A 22,549-nucleotide genomic window follows, 5' to 3' on the forward strand; every position below is an offset into this window, starting at 1 on the left:
ATTGTTAAATAAATCACAGCAAATATATGAAGAAAATTCGACTATCATCCCGAAAGGGGTGAGTTGCGTCTGCTTACCAATCTTCAAATCAAGCACTTAGGCTTTGTAAGCCTGACGGCTATGCCCTTCAGGGCTTGAATAATAGTTTGTTTATCTAATCCCGGGGCTTTACCCCGGGCTGATGCTTTCAGGCCGTTGGCCCTTTTACTGTACTTTATGCACTCTGCTTATTTCTCTTCTCTGGCATCTAACATCTATCATGTCCCGTCCTGAAATAGGTTGACCGCTTTTGAACATTTTTTTAAACCATTCAAAAGACGGTTATTATGAAAAAGAAACGTTCACAATTTCAGTTCAGACCAAGTCGTTATTTTAGTGAGGACTTTAAAAAACAAAAAGTCCATGAAATTGTCACTAAAAAAGCGACTGTGCGAGAGATTTCTAACCTTTACGAAATCCGAACGCCTATAATCTATCGATGGATTCATAAATATTCATCAGACCATCCCAAACAGACCAAAATTGTTGTAGAAATGGAAAGCGAATCTCAAAAGGCCCTCTTTTACAAAGAAAAAGTAGCTGAACTTGAACGGCTGGTTGGTCAAAAGCAAATTCAGCTTGATTTCATGGAAAAACTTATTGAGCTAGCTTCAGAGGAACTAGACATGGACTTAAAAAAAAATTTCTCATCCAAACTGTTGAATGGCTCCGGCAACACATCAAAGAACAACCCTTCACCATGAATGAGTTATATTCTGTTCTTGAAATATCAAAGCAAGCTCATTGGAAGATGGTGAAAAAATTCACTCAGCAAAACGAACTGAAAAGAATACTTATTCAGAACATTATGCAAATTAGATCCATACATCCAAAAATGGGAGCCAAAAAGATTTACAGTATCTTGGATCCCGAGGGAATAGGGCGTGATACTTTTATTGACATCTATGTTAATGCAGGATTCCAGGTGGTAAGTGAGAGAAATTATAGAAAAACAACTCACAGCCTGCCTCACCTGAAGTACTCAAATCTTGCAAGTGGCATGGTATTGAATGATATAAACCAGGTCTGGACAAGTGATATCACTTACCTGCAAATCGGGGAAAAGGAATTTCTCTATATAGTCCTAATCATAGATGTTTATTCACGTCGTATTCTTGGCTTTAATGCAAGTGCGGACCTACGTGCGCAGTCGAATATTAAAGCATTAAAGATGGTCTTAAGAGACAGGGAAATAGAAAGATACAAATACTTAATCCATCATTCCGACAGAGGGGTGCAATACACATCAAAAACATATACTGATTTGCTCGAGAGCTATAATATAAAAATCAGCATGTGTGAATCAGTGTATGAAAATACTCATATCGAAAGGGTTAACGGCACAATCAAAAATGAATATCTTTGTAATTTCCGCATTAAAAATCTCACACAATGTCAAAGAACGCTCAAAAAGGCGGTTTACGCCTATAATAATGGTCGGCCTCATGAAAAGTTGGATTTCAAAACACCTGTCGGGTTCGAAAACAATTTGTCAGAAATTCCACTTTCATCACGACCCTTAGTTAACATATATTCTGATCAAAACAGAAAATTAAAATCAAATGTCAATCAAGGCACTCTTTTTTTTTAGCAATTTTGCAGTTAATAATAAATCAAAAAGTCAACCTATATTAGGACGGCTCATCATCTAACTTCTAACAACTGACTTTTATCTAAGTAAAGTCATAAACCATTTAAAACGTGTTTTTTATAATTTTCTTAGTTTTTTAAATATGCCGCAAAAAGAATCAAAATTTCTTAACTTCGAAAGTTTCCAGCTTCTAACTTCTAACTTCCAGCCTCCAGCTTCCGGCTTCCGCGCGGCTGGGCTACTTTTATCTCATCCCTAACGGGACTTCCCTTACTATTTACGGTTGATTTTTCTACCGATATTTCAGCCCTAGCGGGCCTTAGTTTACTGACCACTGACTACTTGATAAACTTGATCACCGACCACTGATCACTGATTACCGACCACCGACCACCGACCACTGACTACCTACCACTCTCAATGTCAGTCTTTAATATTAAAATCCCCCAAAGCTGGGATTATCTCTTGCGTGACTTCGTTTTTCGTATTTCAAATCGCGCAGCATACTGCTGTTAACGGCAATACTGAAAAAATAGGACTTGTATGTGCCGATTGGTACAAGGTTAAAACTCATGCTCCAGCAGTGAAGATCCCGGTTGATGCGGATGTTTGTGTGAGAAATCTCTTTACGTTCCAGATTGTAGCCGGTTGTGAAGTTAAACGACCATTTGCTGGTCAACTCCAGGTTGCCGTTCATGCTAATATCGGCCGTAAACTTTTTCTTATAATCCATTTTGTCATAATCAAAGTTTTGCCGATCCTGCAGGATGCGCATGTTGTAATTAAGTGAAATATTCCAGGGAATAGAGAATTCTGCGTATTTAGGCGTTGTTTGAGTAGCTGCTTGCTGTGACTCCCCGGCGGGACCGTTCATCATATCCATGCCTTGTTCGCCTTCAGGAAATTCATCGGCACCTTCTTCTCCTTTATCACGTTCCTTTTTTTGAAAAGTTTTAGACCCAAAGTTTAAACCAAAACTCAGACTGGCATTCTCCATCCTGGCAATTTTCTTTTGCGTACGCCACAACAATTTGTCAACACGCACCGGATTGCCATTTTCATTTAATTGATAGGCATATGGATCAAACGTCGCATTGAAATTTACGGAAGTTCCCAAAACTTTCGTTCGGCCACTCATATTAATTCTTGACCAGTTCAGGGAGTCGGCCAGGAAATTGTAAGAGGTAGAAAAATTTAAGGACTCCAATAATGGAATTTTCTTAAATCCGGTACTGTCTTTTCGACTTTTAACCTTCATTTCAAGGTTGTTGTTAAGTCCGAAACTCATGGAACCTGATTCTCCTCTGCCGGGAACGCCATACATAGCCCCCTCGTAAATGGAATACTCTTCTCTGACAACTTCATCCCTGTTGGGATCATAATATTCAAACCAATCGTAATAGCCGTATTTAGGGTCACCAAAATCAGGTCGGTACGACATACTTACCGATGGGGTCATCATGTGTCGTATGGCCTGAATGCCATCTCCGAAAAGCCAGCGACTGGGGCGAAAGAAAGTATACAGTTTTGTTTGTGTACCAATTGAGAAATTATAGTCAAATACACGATTGAATCCCTGGGTAGTATCAGATACAACTACCTGGTCCTGCTCCGTGTCATATGACTTCTCAATGGATTTAAAATACCACCGCTCTTTGTAATTGAAGCTGGGAGAAAGGGTGAAGTGTCGTAGTAATTTAAAGTTCATACTTACGGGAATTGTATGTTGAATCCCGTTTTTCCAATCTTTAGTGAGGCTTGATTCCATAAGCTCACTTTCTTTGGTTGATATCCTATTGCTGGCATTACCTGTGTAGCTCAAACTGATCTTTTCGTACCAATGTTCTTTAGAACCCACCTTGTTCTTGCTTTTAAAGGGATATATCCGGTTCATGGTCAATGTCAGATTTGGCATTGTCAGGTCAATCGTGGTATCACGACTATTCTGCGAGTGCTGAAGGTTGGCCGAGAAATTAAACGGACTGTTGGGGAATTGTCTTGAATAGGAAATGCTTGATCGTTTGGTGTTTGTAGCCAACTGCCTGGGATTGATGATGCTACCTACGTTATTCCGGTCAAATGAACTGGTTGAGAAATTCACACTGGCCGAGAACCGGCTAAAAGGGCTTGCTTTGGAGTCCTGGCTGTGCGACCAGTTAATTGACATATCAGTGCTTTTGCTGTAATCGGGTAACTCCTTTTCACTGGTAATGTTGGTAATGTATTGAAAATTGAAACTTCCCGAATATTTGTATCTGACCTTATATCTGGAAGCCAGTCGTGATCCCCATGATCCGTTGGAGTATATATCACCGGTCATTGACAGGTCAAAATAATCATTGGCAGCCCAGTAATATCCACCATCACGCAGGAAAAAACCTCTGTTGCTTTCTTCTCCGTAGGAGGGGAGGATAAAACCTGAACTATATGTAGTAGAACTTGGCACAAACCCAAAAGGAACCACCAGTGGCATGGTCACATCCTCTAAAACCAGATAAGCTGGGCCGGTAATAATTTTTTTTCCGGGGATAACCTTGGCTTTGGTCATATTTAAGTAAAAGTGGGGATGGTCATGATTGCTGCAGGTGGTATATTTGCCGTTTCTCAGGCAATAAACATTGTCTTTGAGCTTTTTTGCCCTGTTGCTAACCACATATCCTTCTCCCTGTTCGGTTACTACATGTTCAATAATGGCTTTCTCAGTTTCAAAATTGTAGCGGATGGTGCGCATGGTATATTCACCACTGGGATCTTTAAAAACCGGAAGCCCAACTTCATTGCCTGTAGAATCAATTCTGCCGGTAGCGTAGGCAAGACTGCTGTCCAGATCAAGCTCTATCTGATAGGCTGTTAATAGAATTTCCTGATAATTTACGCTGGCATCGCCATAAAGGTAGACTTTGTTGCCGGTAAATTTCACCGAATCAGAAGCTGAGTATTCAACTTCTGCTTCAATAACCGGTTTTCTGGACGAAGAACTTTGAGTGGTATCGGCTTGCTGAAAAGTGGAATCGGCCTGTAGATTGAGAGAATCTCTTTCTAAGCTTAACTTTTCCTGTGCCGAAAGGATAACCGGAATAAAAAGAATAAAGGTCAACAGAAAGTTGACTTTGAAAGATCGGTTGGAATATTTGTATTGTTGTGGTATCAAGATAGATAAACTTCTAAACGGACGTTATATAATGGTTTTTATCTGAAAATCCAGCACAAAAATAAGCTAAAAAACGGTCTTTAAAGAGCATTTGCCAGCAAAATTGAGACCAATTAATTAAAAACAACCTGTAATATTTTTTATTTTTGGGATGGAATTTGTTATTAAAACCCGCAAATTTGCATCAACAATAAATTTCACATGCAACAGATGGAAAAATTTTCGCTTAAGATGAGATGTTGGGTTGCTTTTTTTATCATCCTTTTGATCCCTGGCTTTCAAACTATGTTAGCGCAGAAAAAGAGTGATGAAGCCATTAAACTTAAAACTGTTATTATTGACCCGGGCCACGGAGGTAAAGATTCAGGTGCTTTGGGACGCAATAACAAGGAAAAAGATATTGTTCTTGAAATTTCACTCAGGGTAAGGGAATACCTGAATCAGTATCTTCCCGATGTTAATGTGATAATGACCAGAGATAAAGATGTTTTTGTTCCATTGGATGAAAGAGCAAGGATAGCCAATGAAAATGATGCAGATTTATTTGTTTCCATTCATGCCAATTCTATTAAGAATAGCCGAATATCAGGAGCAGAAACCTTTGTTTTAGGATTGCATCGGTCGGAAGAGAATCTGGAAGTGGCAAAAAAGGAAAACTCTGTGATTGTTCTGGAGGATGATTATCGGGCCAAGTATGAGGGGTTTGATCCAAATTCAACGGAGTCGTACATTATTTTTGAATTGATGCAGAATGTTTATCTGGATCAAAGTATTGGTTTTGCATCTTCTGTTCAGAATCAGTTCGAGGAGCGAGTAGGACGTCACAACAGGGGCGTAAAACAAGCCGGGTTCCTGGTCCTGCGTGAAACATCAATGCCCGGCGTTTTGGTTGAATTGGGATTTTTGAGCAATAAGTATGAAGAGCGGTTTATGGCCTCTGAAAATGGGAAGGTTTATTTAGCATCTGCCATTTTTCGGGCCATCAGGGACTATAAAGAGCGATTTGACGAAGTGAATTCAAAATTAGTTTCCGGGGGAGCAAGAAATACTGAAGAAAAGGTGAATAGGGATTCATCTGAAAAACAGATCGGTGAAAATATTGAGTATCGTATTCAGGTTGCCAGTTCTCAAAAGCCACTGTCAAAAAATGAAGGCCCTTATAAAAAGTTCGATAATGTATGGGAATATAAGGAAGGAAGCTATTTTAAATATACAACCGGTTTTACTTCCAGTCATGAGGAAATATTAAAGAAACTCCCGGAAATTCGGCAGGTGGTTCCCGATTGTTTTATTGTTGGGTTTAAAAACGGGGAGCGGGTTATTCCTTAAAAAAAAGATTCTTAAATTGTTGAAAAAACAATACATATTGTCATATTCAGGAATCTGCAGTTTTTATTCCGATATTGAAGAAGATATGGTCAAGACAGGTTATTTTAGTTATTAAGAAAACAACTTGTTAATTTGCCTTTTGCCCGACCAAAAAAGTATAAAATATGATAGACATAAAGAAAGAGTATAAAATAGCCGTAACAGTTGTGGTTGCCTTGTTGGTGCTTCTGTGGGGCGTAAACTTTTTAAAAGGGAAAAACCTTTTTGAATCAGGATTTGCCTATTATGGTGTTTACCACAAAGTTGCCGGTCTTACAGAAGCCAGCCCTGTTTACTATCATGGTTACAAGATTGGCTCTGTACGGGAAATTCAATTCAATCCCCAAAAAGAAGACCGCTTTCTGGTGACGCTTTCCCTTAATGATGACTTTCCTGTTTATGAAGATATGGTGGCTCAGATTTACAGCCTCGATCTTATGGGTACAAAGGCGGTTCAATTTCTGGATGGCGAAAACCAACAACTGCTGTCTCATGGTGATACACTTCGGACAGATGTTATGGGGGGGCTTAAAGACCAGGTTACAACTGAAGTACTGCCGGTAAAAGATAAAGTTGAAAACCTGATAGTGAAGTTAGATACAACGTTGACCAATCTTTCGAAAGTTTTTTCAAATAAAAATAACCGGAGTTTAGAGGAAGGTATGGAAAGCTTTAGGGATATGATGCAAAATCTGGATGAAACCACTTCCGAGATTAATTCATCCCTGAAAAAGGGAGGGGCCATCCACAATTCTCTGGCTAACCTGGATTCCATTTCAGGTGAGTTAAACCGTCAGCGTCAGGCTATTGGAACAACGATGGAGAACGTTGCAGATTTTAGTCATCAGCTTAAAGCCATGAATCTTGATACTGTAGCAGGGCGTATAGACTCAAGCCTGATTGCTATAAATACATTGTTGAAGCAGACCAGAGATGGAGAAGGCAGCCTTGGGCTACTGTTGTCTGATGAGGGGCTGTATTATAATTTAATGGACGCCTCTGCCAGTCTCGATCGTTTACTGGCAGATGTTCGACACAATCCGAAACGATACCTGAGTTTTTCTGCTGTTGATTTTGGAAGGGATGTGTATGTAAATGTAGATGATGAGAAAGCAGAACAGCAGGGAATTGTCTATAAAGTGAAAATTGCAGAATCGAAAGAACCTCTCACCATCCGTAACCAAATGGTAAAAGACCAATTTCGTATTTTTGAAGACAGCGATGGTGAAAAATACATTTATACTGTGGGAGCCACTTCTTCTTACGGGAAAATTGAAAAGATTCTTAAAGAAGTAATTGGTGTTTATCCTGATGCTTCAATAATTGCCCTGAAAAACGGGAAACCAATAAAAGTAGTTAAAGCACTTAAACAAACAGGTAGAAAGAATTGAATATTTTGTTAAGTAAAATGTCTGATTTTTTTAATTTGACGAATGAATGAAAAAAAAATCAATTGTTCATCAAATCCCTTTAAGTCAATGTTTTGCAAGTATTAATTGAAAGTTAATTTTTTTGAATAAATAACTCTTTTGCAGACACTTAGGTGGCGTTAACTTCAATGTTTTGACTATTAATAGGATAAAGTAATTTGGGAAATTTCAACCCTTAAAGCATTTTTTTTTCCAGTTTTTTTTAGCAAATTTTGTACTTAGACAAGAACGCATCTTTAACATAGTATAAAAATGGAAGGCATAGCAACAAAACTGGATCATAAGCAAATATGGTCGGAATGTCTGAATTATATTCGGACATCCATCCCCGGGAATGATTTTCATACCTGGTTCGAACCAATTGTTCCTCTTAAATTGGAGAACAAAGTGCTTACAATCCAAGTGCCTACCTACTATTTTTATGAGTTTATTGAGGAGCAATACATTAAGCTTGTAGGCAGGGCTTTACGTGACGTTATTGGTGCCGGCGCTAAATTGGAATACAGTGTGGTAATGGATCGTAAGCAATCTCCTTCTGCTTCATCTTCATATACCGTTAATTATCCCACTGCTGAAAGGCATGATTTGCGCAACAGGGCTGTTGATAAAAAATACAATAAACAGGAAACCCCAAATATCCGTAATCCTTTTATAATACCCGGGGTAAAGAAATTGGATATCGATCCTCAGTTAAATCCTGAATATACTTTCGACAACTTTATTGAAGGGGACTGTAATCGTTTGGCCCGTTCAGCAAGTGAGGCAGTTGCCAAAAATCCCGGAAAAACAGCTTTTAACCCTTTGTTTTTGTACGGAAAAAGCGGACTTGGTAAAACTCATTTAGGACAGGCCATTGGCATTGAAGTAAAGAAAGAATACCCGGAGAAAACCGTTTTGTATGTAAGTGCCAATAAATTTACCACTCAGTATACCGATTCAGTTGCCCGGAATTCAGCAAATGATTTCATGCATTTCTATCAAATGATAGATGTGTTGATTATTGATGACATTCAGGAACTTGCTGGTAAAGAAGGCACTCAGAACACGTTTTTTCACATCTTTAATCATCTGCATCAATCCGGAAAGCAGTTGATTTTGACTTCAGATAAACCTCCTGTTGCTTTAAAGGGCATGAAAGAACGATTGCTTTCAAGATTTAAATGGGGATTGCCTGCTGATTTGCAATCACCGGATTTTGAAACGCGTGTGGAAATCCTGAAAAATAAAATATACAAGGATGGCATTATCGTTTCGGATGAAATAGTACGTTATATTGCTTCGCATATAACCGATAATGTAAGAGAGCTGGAAGGTGCCTTAATTTCCCTGTTGGCAATGTCCACATTAAACAAGGCTGAAATTACTTTTGATATTGCCAAAAGCGTTGTTGATCGTTTGGTTAGCCAGCCGCATAGAGAAATCACCGTCGATCAGATTCAACAAAAAGTTTGTGAATTTTACGGTCTTGATATAAATGTTTTACAGTCGAAAACACGTAAACGTGAAATAGTACAGGCCCGTCAGGTAGCTATGTTCTTTTCAAAGAACCTTACCAATTCATCTTTGTCTGCAATAGGGGCAGTAATAGGCCGTCGCGATCATGCTACCGTTTTGCATGCATGTAAAGCAGTGAAGAATCTTCAGGAAACAAATACTGAATTTAAGCATCAGTTAAAGGAAATTGAAAGCATGATAAGACAATAATGCTAAATGCATTACTTGTTGCGTCCGGATTTTTGATTCTTCTGACCTGCCTTTCTGTCTCAATGGTTAGATTATGAAATCAATAATTTATGCTTTTTTCAGTTTGTAAATACATAAAGCCCCCGTCAAATTATTGATTTGGCGGGGGCTTTAGTTTTTCTGTTTACCACTGATATATTTTTTCTAAAAAACATATCTTTGGTACTTCTTTTGACAATATTTTTCCGATTTTTGTGGATTGCAAAAAGAAAATGGATTTTGAACAGAGTATCATGCATAAAAATAGCTTTCAAAAAATAAGATTGTTTTTAATCGGTGTTCTTGCTTTTGGGTTTGTCGCAGTATCTTTAGCTCAGGACGAACCATTAGGTCGCCGCATTGTTATTGACGGGGATGAATACTTTTTGCATGTTGTAGAGCCGGGACAAGGTTTTTATGGAATTGGCCGCAAATACAATGTCACACAAAAAGAGATTCTGGAAGCAAATCCGGACATAGGGGAGGAGTTGAAATCCGGCCAGGTTATCAGGATTCCTGTTATTGAAGGACGAAATACCAGCTTCGAAGAGATCAATAAGACAGGGAACTTCATCCTTCACACTGTGGAAAAAGGGCAGACCATCTGGTATATCTCCAGAAAATACGGAGTAGATGTTGAAAATATTATAAAAAATAATCCGGGATCAGATGAAAAGCTCATCGTGGGTAGTATCATAAAAGTTCCCGTTAAAAAACCCCGGATAGAAACAGATTTCCCCGGTACTGATAAGGATTTCATGCTTTATACGGTCAAACCCGGCAATACGCTTTATTCTCTTTCAAGGCGCTTTAATGTCAGTGTGGGCGAAATTGTGAAATACAACCCGGCATTGAGAAACGGGGTATTAAAAATTGGTTCTGTGGTCCGCATCCCCCAGGAGGAAGAAATGGCCAGGGCTTCACTCAGTGAACCAACCTCAGATAAAATGGGCATGATACAGGGGGAGGAATTTATTTACCACGAAATTAAACCCGGACAAACGCTTTATTCTATCGGGAAAAGGTATCAGACTGAGGTAAGTGAAATACGAAAACTTAATCCCGAAATCTCAATCAGTGAGCTTAAGCCGGGGTATATGCTTCGAATTCCAAAAGTTGATAATAGAAAACAAACAGCCAAACAGCAACGAACCCGGGAGGATTTATTCCAAACACACCGTGTAAAACGTCGTGAGACCTTGTTTTCTATTTCCCGTCGTTACAATGTTGATATGGAAACCATCCGAAAGGTCAATCAGGGTATTGATTTTTCTGATTTACGAAAGGGGATTGAACTAAAAATCCCAAAAGATGAATGGTTCGTTGAAAACTATCCCGGTTCTCCGGATGAAAAGGATTTGAAAGATAAAACAGCCTTTGAGCGGACCGAGCAGGCGGCTTATGAGACTGCCGACAGCATGTGCCTGAATAAAAGCGGCCTGGGACGAATGCGGCCTGTAAGGGTTGCATTATTGTTGCCTTTTGCACTTGATGAGACTGAAGAAGCAAATATCCTTGAAAAGATTGAAGACAGGGATACCATTCGCACAGTTCGTAAAAACCGGATAGTTGCCCGTCGTTCAAAAGTTTTTGCTGAGTTTTATGAGGGCGTACTTCTGTCACTCGACCAATTAAAAAAGGAAAATGTCAGCGTCGATCTTTCAGTTTTTGATATTGCTCCGGATAAGGAATCTTTGAAAATGGTTTTAAAAACCAATTCCGAAATCAAAAATATGGATCTGATCATCGGGCCTGCACGTTCAGAGAATTTGGAGATTGTATCGGAATTTGCATTTAAGCATAAAATTAAGCTGGTTTACCCTTTGTCTAATGTAAATCCCGAGCTTGATCGAAATCCGTATGTATTTCAGATTAATACGCCTGATACGCTTGTGTTTGACAAGATGGCCAATGAGATTGTCAGGCAGGCCGGAGATTTTAACCTGATTGCGATTGTTCCTGAAACAGAGGATCCTTATGCCGGTGCATTTCTTGAGAAATTGAGAAAGAAAGTGTTTTTCAACGAGTTTGCCATGAAAAAGGAAATCCATTACAAGGAGTACCGGATGAGTGGTAAGGCTGACAAAAATAATCTTGAGGCATTACTTGATCCTGAAAGGAAAAATTATGTGGTTGTTCCTACCAATGAGGAAGCAACCCTTTCCAAGATTGTTCCCACACTTGCGGGAATTGTAGAGCAGGATAGAACTGATATTCGGCTTTTTGGAATGACTGAATGGCTTAGAGCACAATCTGTTGACCCTGAGGATATGTTTACTTTGAAGGCTCAGATTTTTTCTTTTTTTGCTTTTGATTACAGCAGTGCCCAAACCAATCGTTTTATCAAAAAATACCGTAAATGGTATCACACCGAGCCGCAGGCTGTTTCCTCATATTTTCAAAATTCCTCCTCATCATCAGGCTACTCACGTTATGGCGCCTGGGGATATGATGTTTCTTATTATTTCATTGCAGCACTGGCAAGGCGCGGGGAAAATTTTGAATATTGCCCCGATCCGTTGGATTTAAGTCCCGTACAATTTAATTTCTGCTTTAAGAGAATTTCAAACTGGGGTGGATTTTACAACGAAGGCATTTTTATGCTTAAATTCCTTCCCGGCTACGAAGTTAAGCGCTTGCCGGTTTTTTCAATGCAACCCCTGATGCCGCTTGAGGAGATCGAATAAATAACAGAATATTTCAACAATAACTATATGGTTTCTGTCAATCAATTGACACTCGATTTTGGTACTTTTCTTCTTTTCGAAGATGTTTCTTTTTTGATTAACCCCCGCGACCGTATTGGACTTGTCGGGAAAAACGGAGCCGGGAAGACCACGCTTTTGAAAGTGATTAAAGGGCTTCAGGAGCCTACTGCAGGTGAGGTGACGATGCCGCGTGATTTTACGGTGGGATACCTTCCGCAGGTCATGAAACACGACGACCGTTTTTCGGTGTTTGAAGAGACTGAACAGGCTTTTTCAGATATCAAAAGATTGGAGAAGGAAATTGAACAGCTTACGGAAGCCATCAATCATCGGGAAGATTATCATTCTGAAGAATATTTATCATTCATTGATAAGCTTACCGAGGCCAATGAACGATTTAATATGGTTGGAGGCCATGACTATAAATCGCGCATTGAAGTCACTTTGAAGGGGCTTGGTTTTAAGCCTTCAGATTTTGAACGATCCACTTCTGAGTTCAGTGGTGGATGGCGTATGCGTATCGAACTGGCAAAGATTCTTTTGCGGAAACCGGATTTGTTCTTACTGGATGAGCCTACCAATCATCTTGATATTGAGTCCATAACATGGCTTGAGGATTTTCTTAAGAGTTACAGTGGAGCTGTGGTTTTAATTTCCCACGATAAAGCTTTTCTGGATAATGTTACCAATCGTACCATTGAGATTTCTCTTGGTAAGATATATGATTACAAGGCCTCCTATTCAGAGTTTGTGAAGTTAAGGGAGGAGCGACGTGAACAACAAATGGCTGCCTACCGTAATCAACAGAAAAAGATTGAAGATACGGAGCAGTTTATAGAGCGGTTCAGGTACAAAGCCACCAAAGCGGTTCAGGTGCAGTCGCGCATAAAACAGCTCGAAAAACTGGATCGCATTGAGGTTGACGAGTTTGATAACAGCAAATTAAACATCAAATTTCCGCCTGCCCCTCACTCAGGCAAAATTGTGGTTAGTGGAAAAAATGTATCGAAAGCCTATGGCGATCTTCTGGTGCTGGATCAAATCGATTTTAACATAGAACGAGGTGAAAAAGTAGCCTTTGTAGGGAAAAACGGAGAAGGAAAAACAACACTTGCCCGTATCATTCTGCAAGAACTGCAACATCAGGGAGAAGCTAAATTAGGACACAAAGTAAAGATCGGTTATTTTGCACAGGATCAGGCTGAGCGCCTGGATGATAAACTTACTGTATTTGAAACTGTTGATAAGGTTGCTACAGGCGATGTCCGTACCAAGATTCGTGATTTGCTGGGAGCCTTTTTGTTTAGAGGTGAAGAAGTAGACAAAAAAGTATCCGTTCTATCCGGTGGTGAGAGGACAAGACTGGCCATGGTGCTTTTGCTTTTAGAGCCGGTCAATTTTTTGGTTCTTGACGAACCCACCAACCACCTCGATATGCGTTCTAAGGATATTCTGAAAAAAGCTCTCAACAGCTTTGAAGGTACTGTGCTTGTTGTTTCTCACGACCGTGAGTTTTTGGATGGTTTGGTTGAGCGAATTCTTGAGTTTAAAGACAAGAATATAAGAGAACATCTTGGGGGAATTTATGAGTTTCTTGAAAAGAAACGAATGGATACTCTGCATGAATTAAATAAGCCGGTCGCACAATCAACAACGAAAAATGGTGATGCTACAGAGAAGACCAAAGGCCAAAACGGCAAGGTTGCCTTCGCCGAAAGAAAGGAACTGAATAAAAGCATCAAAAAAGCTGAAAACGCTGTACAGTCAGCTGAAAAGGAGATTGCTTCCCTGGAATCCGAGCTGGAAAAACTTTCGGTTGAATTGGAAAATCCGGATAAAGCTGCTGATCCTGAGTTTTTTGGGGCTTATCAAAAAGCTCAGAAAGACCTTGAAGAAAAAATGGAAGAGTGGGAGAGTGCACATCTTGAATTGGAAGAGTTGGAAGGGAAAAGAGCGGCAATGGATAATCAGTGATTATCCCTCAGTTATTAAATGCTATAAATCAAGCTGTTTTAGACAGAAAATAATCAGAAAATCATGGAAAAAGACATCATATTTGGAATACGGGCGGTCATTGAAGCCATTCAAGGCGGAAGAAACATTGAAAGGATATTGATCAGCCAAAATGTTCAGGGAAAACTTGCCAAAGAACTGATGGATGTGATCAAAGAAAACAACATTCATTTCAAAAAAGTAAAACCTGAACGCATTGACTGGGTTACCCGCAAAAACCACCAGGGGGTTGTGGCTTACCTTCCACCAGTAGACTACCATGACTTTGAAGAAGTATTGGAGGCCTCTTTTGACAAGGGGAAAGAGCCATTTGTGTTGATTTTGGATGGTATCACCGACGTGCGGAATTTTGGGGCCATTGCCCGAACGGCTGAGTGCGCCGGTGTTGACGCCATTGTTATTCCCGATAAAGGGAGTGTATCAGTTACTTCTGATGCCATAAAAACATCATCGGGTGCTTTATTCAGGGTCCCCGTGTGCCGGGAAAAGAACCTCTATTTTGTTCTCCGTCATTTGAAAAATCGCAATTTCACAATTGCTGCTGCCTCGGAGAAAGGTGATAAAGATTACAGGAAGGTTGAATATAAAGGCCCTAAAGCTCTTATTATGGGGGCCGAAGATAAAGGGGTTTCCGGTCAGCTTCTGAAACTGGCTGATGCACATGTTTCAATTCCCATTCGGGGAGAAATTGGTTCTTTGAATGTCTCTGTTGCTGCAGGAATTCTTATTTATGAAATGGTGCGAAACCTGGATTAATAAGAATGTTGGTTGACCCGGTCCTTTTAATTATATTTGTTGCGCTCATAGAAAATAATTATGGAATATATTGTTTCGGCACGAAAATACAGGCCTGATACATTTGAATCGGTAGTGGGTCAGAAAAATATTACCACTACCCTGAAGAATGCTATAAAAAACAAGCAACTGGCACATGCCTATTTGTTTTGTGGCCCGCGTGGTGTAGGTAAAACCACTTGTGCAAGGATTTTTGCAAAAACGATTAATTGCAAGAATATTTCTGCCGATTTTGAAGCTTGTAATGAGTGCGATTCATGCAAATCTTTTAATGAAAACCGCTCATATAATATTCATGAGCTGGATGCCGCCAGTAATAACTCTGTAGAGGATATTCGCTCATTGATAGACAAAGTACGTATTCCTCCCCAAATAGGCAATTACAGTGTCTATATTATCGACGAGGTCCACATGCTTTCTCAGGCAGCATTTAACGCCTTTCTGAAAACTCTGGAGGAACCGCCCAAACATGCCATATTTATTTTGGCAACCACCGAAAAACATAAAATTCTTCCTACCATTCTTTCCCGTTGTCAAACATTTGATTTCAACAGGATTTCTGTGGAGGATGGTGTGGAGCACCTGAAATATGTAGCTGAGAAAGAAGGCGTGAATGCAGAGCCCGAAGGGCTGAATGTTATTGCCCAGAAAGCAGATGGTGCCATGCGTGATGCTTTGTCCATTTTTGACCAGATTGTCGCTTTTTCAGGTAAAGAGATATCTTATCAGCAGGTTATTGATAACCTGAATGTATTGGATTACGATTATTATTTTAAATTGATTGATGCTTTTCTGAAGGAAGATACAACACAATCTCTCTTAATTTTGGATGATATTCTGGACCATGGTTTTGATGCCGGACATTTTGTTTCGGGACTTTCCGGCCATCTCCGGGATTTAATGATGTGCAAAGATCAGGCAACAGTAGGTTTGCTGGAAGTTGGAGCATCAATTAAGGAGAAATATCTGGAGCAGGCTCAAAAATGCCAGGTTGATTTTCTCGTCAGGGCGTTGGATATTGCTACCAACTGCGATCTGCAATTCCGGAATGCACGAAATAAGCGTTTACATACTGAGTTTGCCTTGATAAAACTGTCTCGTTTGCTTTCCCAAAAAAAAAAGTAGATGATGAAGAAGGCATTCCCTCATTAAGTGATGGTGCGCCAATTGAGAGTGAAACAACCAATACACGTCCTGCTGCGGTTGGAGGTGGAAGTGTTGCCAAAAAATCGACTTCATCGACAAAACCGGCACCACCCAAAACACTGAAAAGTGTATCTATAAAAGCTTTTACTAAGCCGGGAAGTGCAGCCAATCAGAAAGATGCAGGGCAGGAGAATGCTGTTGGAGATCAAAATGATAATCACGGAATTGATCCATCGTGGGAAAATTCATTTTCCCCGGAAGATTTGCAACAAGTATGGAACGATTATGCCCGTACGCTTGAGCAATCCAACCCCCGGTTGTTTAGTATGCTCACGGCTCATGCTCCAAGATTAAAAGGATCGCATGTTGTTATTTTTCCCCTGCGCAACGAAACTCAGGAAGTTGAGCTGATGAAGGAAAAAAGTTCTCTTTTTAATAGGCTTAAGAAGGAACTGAAAAATGCCAAACTTCAGCTTGAGGTAGAATACATCAGGGAAGAACGTTCTCAGCAAAAAGCTTTTACCTCAGCAGACAAATACAAGGTTCTGGCAGAAAAAAATCCTTCCCTTAATAAATTAAAAGATGCTTTAAATCTGGACCTTGAATGAGTCTCGTTTTTGAATGAACTATGTTTGAAAATTAATGTTAGTAATACCTAATTGATATACAAACGATTGACCTATGACAAAAATTAAAGTTCAGAATCCGGTTGTAGAACTGGATGGTGATGAGATGACAAGGGTCATCTGGAAAATGATCAAGGACCAACTTATCTTTCCTTATCTTGATCTGGACATAAAATACTATGATTTAAGTATTGAAAGCCGCGACGAAACGGATGATCAAATTACTGTAGATGCGGCTAAGGCCATTCAAAAATACAATGTTGGTATCAAATGTGCTACCATCACACCCGATGAACACAGGGTAGAGGAGTTTGGTCTTAAAAAAATGTGGAAATCTCCAAATGGTACCATTCGTAATATTATTGGTGGTACTGTTTTTCGTGAGCCGATTTTGATACACAATGTTCCACGTCTGGTTCCCGGGTGGGAGCATCCAATATGTATAGGGCGTCACGCTTTTGGTGATCAGTACCGTGCAACTGATTTTCTGACCAAAGGAAAAGGTAAATTAACCATCACTTTTACCCCTGAAGATGGTTCTGAACCCCAGGAATTCAATGTTTATGACTTTGAAGGTGATGGAGTTGCTATGGCTATGTATAATACGGATGAAAGTATCCGTGGTTTTGCGCACAGCTGCTTTAATCAGGCTATTATGAAAAAGTGGCCACTTTACCTTTCTACCAAGAATACCATCCTGAAAAAATACGATGGCCGCTTCAAAGATATTTTTCAGGAAATTTTTGAAAGTGATTATAAAGAGAAGTTTGAAGAATTAGGCATTACGTATGAGCACCGTTTGATCGATGATATGGTTGCTGCAGCTCTTAAGTGGAACGGCCGGTTTGTTTGGGCTTGTAAGAATTACGATGGTGATGTTCAGTCTGATACTTTGGCCCAGGGATTCGGTTCACTGGGATTGATGACTTCCACTCTGGTTACCCCTGACGGTAAAACCATGGAAGCTGAAGCAGCTCACGGAACTGTTACACGTCATTTCCGCATGCATCAACAAGGCAAACCCACATCCACCAATCCTATTGCATCTATTTTTGCATGGACAAGAGGGCTTCAATTCCGCGGAAAACTGGATGATAATCAGGAACTAATTAAATTTGCGCTAACTTTGGAAGATGTTTGTATCGAAACAGTCGAAAGTGGTAAAATGACTAAAGATCTTGCTCTTACAATTCATGGAAAAGATATGAAGGAAGAGCATTATCTTAATACAGAAGAATTCCTTGAAACTCTGGCTGCCAACCTTAAAGTCAAGCTGGGAAATTAAAAATATAAGATAATTCGGAATCCATCCGGGTTGCTTACCAAAATATCAGGAGTGCTGAATCACCCTAAATAGTGATTCAGCACTCCTTTTTTTATTTCCCTGGAGTGGAATGCAGGAAGTCAATCTTCCATTCATTATCTACTTTTGTTAATGTTCCGCTTTCCAGCCATTTGAAATAAATAGGGACTGCTGAAAAAGTCAAAAGGGCAAAATTTACAAGCCGCCCAATCGAAGGAGTATTGAAATACTTCGAGATTCGGGCGGTGCAGTAAATTTTGTTCTTTTGATTAGCTGTTTTTTTATGATTAAGTGCAAAGAAATCCGAGTTTGATGTGGAATAACCTTGCACTTAGGCGTTTGTTGATGTGATTTAAAGTTTTAAACGCTAATAAAGTAGGCGTTTTTCAGCGCTCCCTAAATAGTGGTATCCGGTGATTCAAACAGGCCGGTGTTTTTGTAATGTGTGTTGGCCAGTTTTCCCGAGATACTTGTTTCAAAATTTTCTAATGTATACGACATTTTTCCGTCAGGATAATTTTCTTTGTACCAGTCAATAACCTTCATTAAACTGTCATTGTTCCAGATATGGCCGTCCTCATAAAGGATAAATGACTGAGTTGTCAACCGGTTTATCTCTTCCAGGTTCTGGTCAGCAATGGCCTCCGGAAAATTTCTTACAACCATTTCAGCACTGTCTTTCTCTTGCTACGGCTTAAGATCTCCGCTGTTACAACCTGTTCCAAACAGAAGCAATCCCATTAAAATAAGATGTCTTTGCATGGCATTTTGGTTTTTGTAGTTTTGACAATACTCCGTTAAACTTTTGTGGAAAGCTATTAATCCATTCTTTGTAATTACACACATTATTACTTTAAAATCCTGTTTATTAGTGTTGTATGATTTGTCCTGGCTGTGGTTTAATTTTGTGTTGTTAATTTCAATGAATCCAAAAAACAGGAACACCCTTGCCGGGCTTTTTTAAATTAAACGCCGCTGCTGGTGCGGAGTTGAAATCCACCTCCTGAACCATGAATTTTTAATCCATTTTAATTAGAGTTAAGAGTGAGGCTCTTACTGTTCTTTTCAAAAAAATAAACAAGCGATTATAAACTTAAGCCTTCTAGCAAAAGCTCATAATCAAGTTTTGTAAACCTTTTTTTAGGTGTGCGAAATCGTACATATCCTTGTTGCATAAGCGAACAACTATATGGGTCGGGTCGAATAAACAAAAGCCTGCAATAATCCGAAATACAGTTGAAAGAAGATTATGGCACATCGATTGATTTACTTTGGTCAACAACACAATTACTAACTAAACAGGAGGACTTAGAAATGAAAACTTCAGTATTATTTTCAATTATCGCATTGGCATTAACCGCTAATATAAATGCCGCAAACACAATGAATGAACCCCGTAACGAGAATGCTTTACCAGCGAATGTAAACTTGTCAGAATTGGTGTCAGCAGCAGAAGAAGAAATTCTTGAGGTATCTGAATGGATGACTGATGCAGAAGCTTTTGAAGTGAATTATGAATTGAGAGAAATTGAAGAATGGATGCTTGACCCAACAGCTTTTGAAAAGCCTGAAGTAAAGGGAGTTGCTTTTGAATTGGATGCTTCAGTTTTTGAAGACTATGAAGAAGAGCTTTTACAGGTTGAGCCCTGGATGCTTTCAGTTGAATCTTATGATTTAGAGTACTATGAAGCAGATTATGAAGAAAAAATTTTGCCGATTGAAGATTGGATGTTTAATTTTTAATTGAATGCATAAACAAACGTTTCTATCAAAAACCGATGGTAATTCTTTTGGATAATGATCACGTGAAAAGTTCAACAAAATGGTAATAACCGCAATTATTTTAAAAAGAGTTATCCTTTACCCAATGAAAACCTTTCTAAACTGGATTTTTCTGAATATTGTTGTTAACTTAAACTTAAAATATTCAGAAATACCATGGAACATAAGCTTAAAGAAAAACGTGCAATTGTAACCGGTGGAGCCAATGGAATTGGAAAAGCCATTGCAATTGCACTTGAAGAAGCCGGTGCCAAAGTCTGGGTAATTGACAAAGACAAAGAAGGTCTTGACAACCTCAGAGAACATTATCCCTGGATCCACACTACCCGCCTCGATCTCGCAGATGCCGACGAAATCCTTAAGTTTTACCGCCAAATAGAGGTCGAATGGCGTTTTGCCGATATCCTTATCAATAATGCAGGAGTCAGTCGGTTTAAACCCCTCGAAAAACTTTCTATCGAAGAATGGGATTACATCATTAATAGTAATCTCAGGGCTTCTTTTATTTGTGCCCGTGAATTCTCAAAAATGCATGCCCGCGGACAGTATGGCCGCATAATTCAAATTGCTTCAACCCGTCATTTGATGTCTGAACCCGGTGGGGAAGCTTATGGTGCTTCCAAAGGGGGTATTGTTTCCTTAACGCATGCACTCGCCAATAGCCTTTCAGAAACTGGCATAACCGTTAATTGCATCAGTCCGGGATGGATCCACACAGGAGCCCCTGATAAATTAAGATCCATGGATCATGCTCAACATCCAAGCGGAAGGGTGGGGAAACCCTCTGATATTTCCTCCATGGTTTTGTGGCTATGCGATCCTGATAATGACTTTATCAATGGAGAAAATATATACATTGACGGGGGAATGACCAAAAAAATGATTTATAAGCATTAGGTTATACCTTGAATGAAAGTATTCAACTTAAAAGAGGCTGTCTCACAAGTCTTTACTTGATGTCATTCTGAGCTTGTCGAAGAATCTTTTCTTTTGACAAACAGATGTTTCGCTTGCGCTCAACATGACACTCTTTTAGTGTTTTTGACTTTTGAGACAGCCCCTGTTATTGTAAAAAACTATCAGTTATTTTCTTAAAACTTTTCTTCATACTTTGTCCAAAGAAAATCACCCAAATCCCAGGCTTCTTTAACAACACGGTTTCCCCATTTCGCTGTATAACGGGTCAAATGATCAATGGTATGCTTGGTCCGCATGCTCATTGCTTCCTTTTCAGCGTGACGCTGGCTTTCAAAGATCTCCTGCTGCAGCGGAACCATAACACTATCGACGTCGTGGCGCATGTCGTTCCACCTTTGCGATGCCAATGTACTTAAGCGGTTGAATGCCCACCATGCGGATTGACGATTAAAACCTTTTCTGCCGGGTACTTTATATGAATGAGGCAGATCGTTAACACTGCAGTATACCGGGATATAAACCGAAGTAGCTACATTGTCCTGCGCCAGCCATACCAAACCTCCAATTTCATCAGGCAACCAGTCACGACTTTGTGTGATGGTTGCATACATGGTGTACCAGCGTGCAATGGTACGTTCACCAAGATCACCCCAACCACCGTGAATGTTAAACAAATCGTACGCATCGTAGGGCATGAAAGGACTGGCCATCGGATGGGGGATGGTATCGCCTTCTTCTGTTACCTTTTTTATATGACCGACCATGTCATAGGGAGTGCCTTCGTAATAATCTTTAAAAATTTCGATCATCTTCTCCAATGAAACTTTTCCTGAGGGTTTTACAGAGAAAGGATAGTCGCGTGTTTCAGGATCAAGTCCCAACGTTGGGTTCATCATTGATAAAACACGCCACTCGCGTCTTCGGGCTGCCATGGATTCACGGCTTTCAGGAGCATAAGCATCCGCAAAACGAAAGGGGCCTGTAGCCTGGTTCCACCACATGCTGTCCCGTGCCAATTCAAAAATATTATCTGAAGCCATAAAGAAATCGGTGTTTTCCAGATCAATCTCCTGAATACGGGCTGCATTGGCATTAACGCTTACTTCATCATCGGGCACCCTTTGAGCTACCCATATTGCACCAACTTCTCCTTTACCCGGGCCTACAATTTCCATATGCCACACTTCTCTGGTGTCTGCAATAGTCAGACATTCCCCGGCATCATTCCAACCATGTTTTTTGAGCAATTCCCCTCCGGTTTTAATGGCTTCACGAGCAGTTGTACATCTTTGTAACATCAGTTTTATGAGCCTCTGACAGTCAATTAATCCTTCGTCTGAAACCAGCGACTCCCGGCCTCCAAAGGTAGATTCTCCAATGGCCAGTTGGTCGGTATTCATGCAGGGATAAGCGGTGTTGATATACCCATATGTTTCTCTCACCTGAGGAATTTCACCTATGGGTTTATGTTTATAAGCTGGCATAGGTCCGGAGTCATCTGCCACCCTTTTATACATTTTGACTTTATCCCGACGACCATGGCGTTCTTCCGGAGTAATATTCATCCAGGAACGGGTGCGGTGACTGTCATCTGTATGAGAAGTCATGACTGACCCATCAAATGAAGCCATTTTGCCGACTGTAATAGAAGTACAGGCCTCAGGCACTCCATTTTGCCAATCAGGTTTATCCTGGGCCGAAATTGAAAAAGAAATTGCCATTAAAGCCAGAAACAACTTTATTGAATTGTAATTGTATTGCATAATTATAAGGTTTTGAAAAATGAAATGGGAGTGGGTTATTTTAGGCTGATATGTTCAACCAGTTACAAAAATAATCAAATTCGTTGGATGCACATGGCCTGTAAATACAAATGCTCAGCAAATAGCTGGTTATTAAAAGACAAAAATTCGTTCCATTAAGTTTTTAACGATTGGCATTTTCAATACTAATCATT

16 protein-coding genes are annotated in these 22,549 nt (G+C 39.9%); 13 read left to right on the forward strand and 3 right to left on the reverse strand.

What is annotated here, in order from left to right; translation table 11 throughout:
* Positions 1-326 precede the first annotated feature (326 nt).
* Positions 327-743 (forward strand): transposase, encoded by a 417-nt coding sequence (locus DDZ16_RS06295; RefSeq protein ID WP_109263599.1) that lies wholly within the window; start codon positions 327-329, stop codon positions 741-743.
* On the forward strand, positions 740-1,630 hold the full coding sequence (locus tag DDZ16_RS06300) for an IS3 family transposase (RefSeq protein WP_232526569.1): 891 nt from the start codon (positions 740-742) through the stop codon (positions 1,628-1,630). Before DDZ16_RS06295 ends, DDZ16_RS06300 begins: the two co-directional genes overlap by 4 nt.
* Before the next feature lie 436 nt (positions 1,631-2,066).
* Here the strand turns inward: DDZ16_RS06300 and DDZ16_RS06305 are convergent, their stop codons facing one another.
* A complete protein-coding gene (locus tag DDZ16_RS06305) occupies positions 2,067-4,781 on the reverse strand; it encodes a putative LPS assembly protein LptD (protein ID WP_232526570.1) in 2,715 nt (904 codons plus the stop codon).
* Positions 4,782-5,066: 285 nt separating this feature from the next.
* Between DDZ16_RS06305 and DDZ16_RS06310 the strand changes: the two genes are divergently transcribed.
* The 9 genes from DDZ16_RS06310 (at position 5,067) to DDZ16_RS06350 (ending at position 17,874) form a co-directional block, all read left to right on the forward strand.
* On the forward strand, positions 5,067-6,110 hold the full coding sequence (locus DDZ16_RS06310; RefSeq protein WP_232526571.1) for an N-acetylmuramoyl-L-alanine amidase family protein: 1,044 nt from the start codon (positions 5,067-5,069) through the stop codon (positions 6,108-6,110).
* 164 nt (positions 6,111-6,274) lie between these two features.
* Positions 6,275-7,540: an MlaD family protein gene (locus DDZ16_RS06315; protein WP_109263601.1), complete on the forward strand. Its 1,266-nt coding sequence runs from the start codon at positions 6,275-6,277 to the stop codon at positions 7,538-7,540.
* 291 nt (positions 7,541-7,831) lie between these two features.
* Positions 7,832-9,283 carry a chromosomal replication initiator protein DnaA gene (gene dnaA, locus DDZ16_RS06320; protein ID WP_109263602.1) on the forward strand — a complete coding sequence of 484 codons (1,452 nt, stop codon included), beginning with the start codon at positions 7,832-7,834 and terminating at the stop codon, positions 9,281-9,283.
* Between the two features lie 272 nt (positions 9,284-9,555).
* A complete protein-coding gene (locus DDZ16_RS06325) occupies positions 9,556-11,988 on the forward strand; it encodes a PBP1 and LysM peptidoglycan-binding domain-containing protein (RefSeq protein WP_109263603.1) in 2,433 nt (810 codons plus the stop codon).
* Between the two features lie 27 nt (positions 11,989-12,015).
* A complete protein-coding gene (locus tag DDZ16_RS06330; protein WP_109263604.1) occupies positions 12,016-13,983 on the forward strand; it encodes an ABC-F family ATP-binding cassette domain-containing protein in 1,968 nt (655 codons plus the stop codon).
* A gap of 63 nt (positions 13,984-14,046) precedes the next feature.
* Positions 14,047-14,778, forward strand: a complete 732-nt coding sequence (rlmB, locus tag DDZ16_RS06335) for a 23S rRNA (guanosine(2251)-2'-O)-methyltransferase RlmB (protein WP_109263605.1) — start codon at positions 14,047-14,049, stop codon at positions 14,776-14,778.
* 60 nt (positions 14,779-14,838) lie between these two features.
* Positions 14,839-15,942, forward strand: a complete 1,104-nt coding sequence (locus DDZ16_RS06340; protein ID WP_109263606.1) for a DNA polymerase III subunit gamma/tau — start codon at positions 14,839-14,841, stop codon at positions 15,940-15,942.
* A 284-nt stretch (positions 15,943-16,226) separates the two neighbouring features.
* The gene (locus DDZ16_RS06345; protein WP_232526572.1) at positions 16,227-16,571 is read left to right on the forward strand and encodes a hypothetical protein; all 345 of its coding nucleotides are present in this window, start codon (positions 16,227-16,229) and stop codon (positions 16,569-16,571) included.
* A gap of 73 nt (positions 16,572-16,644) precedes the next feature.
* Positions 16,645-17,874, forward strand: coding sequence for an isocitrate dehydrogenase (NADP(+)) (locus tag DDZ16_RS06350; RefSeq protein WP_109263607.1), 1,230 nt, complete (start codon positions 16,645-16,647; stop codon positions 17,872-17,874).
* 414 nt (positions 17,875-18,288) lie between these two features.
* Here the strand turns inward: DDZ16_RS06350 and DDZ16_RS06360 are convergent, their stop codons facing one another.
* Entirely contained in the window at positions 18,289-18,558 is a 270-nt protein-coding gene (locus DDZ16_RS06360) for a hypothetical protein (RefSeq protein WP_109263609.1), read from the reverse strand.
* Positions 18,559-19,128: 570 nt separating this feature from the next.
* On the opposite strand from DDZ16_RS06360, the gene DDZ16_RS06370 reads away from it, so the two are divergent.
* Positions 19,129-19,635: a hypothetical protein gene (locus DDZ16_RS06370; RefSeq protein ID WP_146192201.1), complete on the forward strand. Its 507-nt coding sequence runs from the start codon at positions 19,129-19,131 to the stop codon at positions 19,633-19,635.
* A gap of 195 nt (positions 19,636-19,830) precedes the next feature.
* Complete coding sequence (locus DDZ16_RS06375) at positions 19,831-20,571, forward strand: SDR family NAD(P)-dependent oxidoreductase (protein ID WP_109263612.1); 741 nt, start codon at positions 19,831-19,833, stop codon at positions 20,569-20,571.
* A gap of 194 nt (positions 20,572-20,765) precedes the next feature.
* Here DDZ16_RS06375 and DDZ16_RS06380 read toward each other — a convergent pair whose 3' ends face one another.
* On the reverse strand, positions 20,766-22,355 hold the full coding sequence (locus DDZ16_RS06380; protein ID WP_109263613.1) for a dipeptidase: 1,590 nt from the start codon (positions 22,353-22,355) through the stop codon (positions 20,766-20,768).
* Positions 22,356-22,549 lie beyond the last annotated feature (194 nt).

Origin of the sequence: Marinilabilia rubra (assembly GCF_003121985.1) — a bacterium.
GTDB classification, from domain to species: Bacteria; Bacteroidota; Bacteroidia; order Bacteroidales; family Marinilabiliaceae; genus Marinilabilia; species Marinilabilia rubra.